The following is a 5,737-nucleotide window of genomic DNA, read 5'->3' as shown; positions in this document are numbered from 1 at the left end:
TCGCAGCCTTCGGCAGCTCCTACAGGGACATGGTTTGTGCGTGCCCTGCGTAGGAGCTGCCGCAGGCTGCGATCTTTTGATCTTCAAGAACCCAGCGTCAACCCATTCGCTGGCAACGGCAACGCGGTCTTGTAGCGCACCTGCTTCAAGGCAAAACTCGACCGGATGTTCGCCACCCCCGGCACCTTGGTCAGAAAGTCCATCATGAAGCGTTCAAGCGCCTGAATCGTCGGCACCAGCACCCGGATCAGATAGTCCGGGTCGCCGGCCATCAGGTAGCACTCCATCACCTCGGGGCGGTCGGAAATCGCCTCTTCGAAATGCTGCAACGCCTCCTCGACCTGCTTCTCCAGACTGACGTGGATGAACACGTTCACGTGCAGCCCCAGCAGATCGGCATCCAGCAGCGTCACCTGCTCGCGAATCAGGCCTAATTCCTCCATTGCCTTGACCCGGTTGAAACACGGCGTCGGCGACAGGTTCACCGAGCGTGCGAGGTCGGCATTGGTGATGCGCGCATTCTCCTGAAGGCTGTTGAGAATGCCGATGTCGGTACGGTCCAGTTTGCGCATGAGACAAAACCACCTGTTTTTTATGTTTATGCAGAATTTCTATCTGCAAATCGTCTCCAACGCAACGAAACAGAGAGAAATATTCTTCTTGGCCGGGCCTATGATTGTTGTAGGACAAGATTTCTTTCACCCAAGAATGATTGCCAGCTCACTACAAGAAATTCACAAGATCGAGCGTAGAAGCCATGACCCAAGCGTATGAACCGCTGCGTCTGCACGTCCCTGAACCCTCGGGCCGCCCAGGCTGCAAAACCGACTTCTCCTACCTGCATCTGACCGATGCCGGCACGGTGCGCAAACCTTCCATTGACGTCGAACCTGCCGACACCGCCGACCTGGCGCGTGGGCTGATTCGGGTGCTCGACGATCAGGGCAACGCCCTCGGTCCCTGGGCTGAGAATGTGCCGGTCGAAATCCTGCGCAAGGGCATGCGTGCCATGCTCAAGACGCGGATCTACGACAACCGCATGGTGGTCGCCCAGCGCCAGAAAAAAATGTCGTTCTACATGCAAAGCCTTGGCGAAGAAGCCATCGGCAGCGCCCAGGCCCTGGCCTTGAACATCGACGACATGTGCTTCCCGACGTACCGCCAGCAAAGCATCCTGATGGCCCGCGAAGTGCCGCTGGTCGACCTGATCTGCCAGCTGCTGTCCAACGAGCGCGATCCGCTCAAGGGCCGGCAGTTGCCAATCATGTACTCGGTCAAGGACGCCGGCTTCTTCACCATCTCCGGCAACCTCGCCACTCAGTTCATTCAAGCCGTCGGCTGGGGCATGGCCTCGGCGATCAAGGGCGACACCAAAATCGCCTCGGCGTGGATCGGTGACGGTGCCACCGCCGAATCGGACTTCCACACCGCCCTCACCTTCGCCCACGTTTACCGCGCGCCAGTGATTCTCAATGTGGTCAACAACCAATGGGCAATCTCGACCTTCCAGGCCATCGCCGGAGGTGAAGCCACCACTTTCGCCGGACGCGGCGTCGGTTGCGGCATCGCCTCGTTGCGCGTCGATGGCAACGACTTTTACGCAGTCTACGCCGCCTCCGCCTGGGCGGCTGAACGCGCCCGGCGCAACCTCGGCCCAACCATGATCGAGTGGGTCACCTACCGCGCCGGCCCGCACTCGACCTCCGACGATCCGTCGAAATACCGTCCTGCCGACGACTGGAGCCACTTCCCGCTGGGCGACCCGATTGCCCGCCTCAAGCAGCACCTGATCAAGGTTGGCCACTGGTCGGAAGAAGAGCACGCCGCCGTCAGCGCCGAACTCGAAGCCGAGGTGATTGCCGCGCAGAAACAGGCCGAACAGTACGGCACCCTCGCCGGCGGCCAGATTCCAAGCGCCGCGACCATGTTCGAAGACGTCTACAAAGAGATGCCGGAGCACTTGAAGCGCCAGCGTCAGCAGTTGGGGATCTGACATGAACGATCACAACAACAATATTCAGTTGGAAACCGCCATGACCACGACCACCATGACCATGATCCAGGCCCTGCGCTCGGCCATGGATGTGATGCTTGAGCGTGACGACAATGTGGTGGTGTTCGGGCAGGACGTCGGCTACTTCGGCGGCGTGTTCCGTTGCACCGAAGGACTGCAGACCAAGTACGGCACCTCGCGGGTATTCGATGCACCGATCTCCGAAAGCGGCATCGTCGGTGTGGCGGTGGGCATGGGCGCCTACGGCTTGCGTCCGGTGGCCGAAATCCAGTTTGCCGACTACGTGTACCCGGCGTCTGACCAGATCATTTCCGAAGCCGCGCGCCTGCGTTATCGCTCGGCCGGCGAGTTCACCGCGCCGATGACCCTGCGCATGCCCTGCGGCGGCGGCATCGTACGGCGGCCAGACCCACAGCCAGAGCATCGAGGCGATGTTCACTCAGGTGTGCGGCCTGCGCACCGTGATGCCCTCCAACCCATACGACGCCAAAGGCCTGCTGATCGCCTCCATCGAAAACGATGACCCGGTGATCTTCCTCGAGCCAAAACGCCTGTACAACGGCCCGTTCGACGGCCACCACGACCGCCCGGTAACCCCGTGGTCGAAACACCCGCAAGCCCAGGTGCCGGACGGTTACTACACCGTACCGCTGGACGTCGCCGCGATCACCCGTCCGGGCAAGGACGTGACCGTGCTGACCTACGGCACCACCGTGTATGTTTCGCAAGTGGCTGCCGAAGAGTCCGGCGTAGATGCCGAAGTCATCGACTTGCGCAGCCTGTGGCCGCTGGACCTGGACACCATCGTCAAATCGGTGAAAAAAACCGGGCGTTGCGTGGTGGTACACGAGGCCACTCGCACCTGCGGTTTCGGCGCCGAGCTGGTAGCGCTGGTGCAAGAGCATTGCTTCCATCACCTGGAAGCGCCGATCGAACGCGTCACCGGTTGGGACACGCCCTACCCGCACGCGCAAGAGTGGGCGTATTTCCCAGGGCCTTCCCGAGTGGGCGCGGCGTTGAAACGGGTCATGGAGGTCTGAATGGGCACGCACGTTATCAAGATGCCGGACATCGGCGAAGGCATCGCAGAAGTAGAGCTGTCGCAGTGGCACGTCAAGGTCGGTGATCTGGTCGTTGAAGACCAGGTGCTGGCGGACGTGATGACCGACAAGGCAATGGTCGATATTCCGTCACCGGTCCACGGCAAGGTGATTGCCCTCGGCGGTCAGCCGGGGGGAAGTGATGGCGGTCGGCAGTGTGCTGATCAGCATCGAAGTGGAAGGCGCCGGAAACCTGAAAGAGTCCGCCGCGCCAGCACCGGCTGCTGCGAATGAGCCGCCTGCTGCGCCGAAAGTTGAAACGGTTGCCGAGAGTAAACCTGCCGCCGCTGCCGCACCGCGTCCGGCGCCAGTGTGCCAGGGCCCTATGGTTGCCCGCGAAGCCGATGAGCGTCCGCTGGCCTCGCCGGCCGTGCGCAAACATGCGCTGGATCTGGGCATTCAATTGCGTCTGGTCCGCGGCACTGGCCCGGCCGGTCGCGTGTTGCACGAAGACCTCGAAGCCTATCTGGCGCAGGGGCAGTCGAACGCTTCGACACCGGTCGCCGCTTACGCCCAGCGCAACGACGAAGAACAGATTCAGGTCATCGGCATGCGCCGCAAGATCGCCCAGCGCATGCAGGACGCCACCCAGCGTGCCGCGCACTTCAGCTACGTCGAGGAAATCGACGTCACCGCCATCGAAGAACTGCGCGCGCATCTGAATGAGAAACACGGCGCGAGCCGGGGCAAGTTGACCTTGCTGCCGTTCCTGGTGCGCGCGCTGGTCGTGGCCCTGCGCGACTTTCCGCAGATGAACGCCCGTTACGACGACGAAGCCCAGGTCATCACCCGCCTTGGCGCGGTGCATGTCGGCGTCGCCACCCAAAGCGATGTCGGCCTGATGGTGCCGGTGGTGCGTCACGCCGAGGCGCGCAGCCTGTGGGACAGCGCCGCAGAAATCTCGCGTCTGGCCAATGCCGCCCGCAATGGCAAGGCCAGCCGCGACGAACTGTCCGGCTCGACCATCACCCTGACCAGCCTCGGCGCCCTTGGCGGCATCGTCAGCACGCCGGTGCTGAACCTGCCGGAAGTGGCGATCGTCGGCGTGAATAAAATCGTCGAACGGCCGATGGTCGTCAAAGGCCAGGTGGTGATCCGCAAGATGATGAACCTCTCCAGCTCCTTCGATCACCGCGTGGTCGACGGCATGGACGCGGCGCTCTTCATCCAGGCCATTCGTGGTCTGCTCGAACAACCCGCGACCCTGTTTGTGGAGTGACACCATGCAAACCTTGAACACCACGCTGCTGATCATTGGCGGCGGCCCCGGCGGCTACGTCACGGCGATTCGCGCCGGGCAACTGGGCATCTCGACGATTCTGGTCGAAGGCCAATCGCTCGGCGGCACCTGCTTGAACATCGGCTGCATTCCGTCGAAAGCGCTGATTCATGTAGCCGAGCAGTTTCACCAGACTCAACACCACAACCAGCATTCGGCACTGGGCATCAGCGTTTCCGCGCCGACCCTCGACATCACTAAAAGCGTCGAGTGGAAGGACGGCATCGTTGATCGCCTGACCACCGGCGTCGCCGCGCTGCTGAAAAAGAACAAGGTCCAGGTCATCCATGGCTGGGCCAAAGTCATCGAACGGCAAAACCGTGGAAGTCGGCGACACGCGGATCCAGTGCGAACATCTGGTGCTGGCCACCGGTTCGACCAGCGTCAACCTGCCGATTTTGCCGATTGGCGGGCCGATCATCTCCTCCACCGAAGCGCTGGCACCGAAAGCGGTACCCAAACGTCTGGTGGTGGTCGGCGGCGGTTACATCGGTCTGGAGCTGGGCATTGCTTACCGCAAGCTCGGCGCCGAAGTCAGCGTGGTCGAGGCGCAGGATCGCATCCTGCCGGCCTATGACGCCGAGCTGACGCAACCGGTGCACGAAGCGCTGAAGCAACTGGGCGTGAAGCTCTATCTCAAGCACAGCGTGCTGGGTTTCGACGGCACTCTGCAGGTGCGTGACCCGAACGGCGACACCCTCAATCTGGAAACCGATCAGGTGCTGGTGGCCGTCGGTCGCAAGCCGAATACGCAGGGCTGGAACCTCGAAGCGCTGAATCTGGATATGAACGGCTCGGCGATCAAGATCGACAACCGCTGCCAGACCAGCATGCGCAACGTCTACGCCATCGGCGACCTGAGCGGCGAACCGATGCTCGCGCACCGCGCCATGGCCCAGGGCGAAATGGTTGCCGAACTGATCAGCGGCAAGCACCGCGAATTCAATCCGACCGCCATCGCCGCCGTGTGCTTCACCGACCCGGAACTGGTGGTGGTCGGCCAGACCCCGGACGAGGCCAAGGCTGCCGGGCTGGACTGCATCGTTTCCAGCTTCCCGTTCGCCGCCAATGGCCGGGCGATGACCCTGGAATCGAAAAGCGGCTTCGTGCGCGTAGTCGCGCGTCGCGACAATCATGTGATTGTCGGCTGGCAGGCGGTCGGAGCAGGTGTTTCCGAATTGTCGACCGCGTTTGCGCAAAGCCTGGAAATGGGCGCGCGCCTGGAGGACATCGGCGGCACCATCCATGCGCATCCGACCCTGGGTGAAGCGGTGCAGGAAGCGGCATTGCGGGGCTTTGGGGCATGCGTTGCACCTGTGATGGTGGGTGGCTGTAATGGCCCCC

General features: G+C 62.3%; 2 protein-coding genes and 3 pseudogenes. 4 read left to right on the top strand and 1 reads right to left on the bottom strand.

The annotated features are described in order from the left end of the window. Window positions 1–83: 83 nt before the first annotated feature. Window positions 84–572 carry a Bkd operon transcriptional regulator BkdR gene (gene bkdR, locus HT737_RS26410; RefSeq protein WP_027613216.1) on the bottom strand — a complete coding sequence of 163 codons (489 nt, stop codon included), beginning with the start codon at window positions 570–572 and terminating at the stop codon, window positions 84–86. A 185-nt stretch (window positions 573–757) separates the two neighbouring features. Between bkdR and HT737_RS26405 the strand changes: the two genes are divergently transcribed. The 4 genes and pseudogenes from HT737_RS26405 to lpdA all read left to right on the top strand — a co-directional run bounded on the left by HT737_RS26405 (window position 758) and on the right by lpdA (window position 5,713). Next, window positions 758–1,993, top strand: coding sequence for a 3-methyl-2-oxobutanoate dehydrogenase (2-methylpropanoyl-transferring) subunit alpha (locus HT737_RS26405; RefSeq protein WP_003224001.1), 1,236 nt, complete (start codon window positions 758–760; stop codon window positions 1,991–1,993). Window position 1,994: 1 nt separating this feature from the next. Continuing rightward, window positions 1,995–3,054: pseudogene (locus tag HT737_RS26400) on the top strand (alpha-ketoacid dehydrogenase subunit beta). After that, window positions 3,055–4,333: pseudogene (locus HT737_RS26395) on the top strand (dihydrolipoamide acetyltransferase family protein). It abuts the pseudogene before it with no gap. Between the two features lie 4 nt (window positions 4,334–4,337). Then, window positions 4,338–5,713: pseudogene (lpdA, locus tag HT737_RS26390) on the top strand (dihydrolipoyl dehydrogenase). Window positions 5,714–5,737 lie beyond the last annotated feature (24 nt).

The sequence above is a fragment of the Pseudomonas sp. MD195_PC81_125 genome (assembly GCF_014060985.1).
GTDB lineage: Bacteria > Pseudomonadota > Gammaproteobacteria > Pseudomonadales > Pseudomonadaceae > Aquipseudomonas > Aquipseudomonas parakoreensis.
The sequence above is the reverse complement of the archived record's forward strand: the minus strand, read 5'-3'. Positions and strand labels throughout refer to the sequence as shown.

What these genes read in the sequence shown, in the direction of transcription:
- bkdR (WP_027613216.1), bottom strand. Translation starts at nt 572, where the DNA reads ATGCGCAAACTGGACCGTACCGACATCGGCATTCTCAACAGCCTTCAG.
- HT737_RS26405 (WP_003224001.1), top strand. Translation starts at nt 758, where the DNA reads ATGACCCAAGCGTATGAACCGCTGCGTCTGCACGTCCCTGAACCCTCG.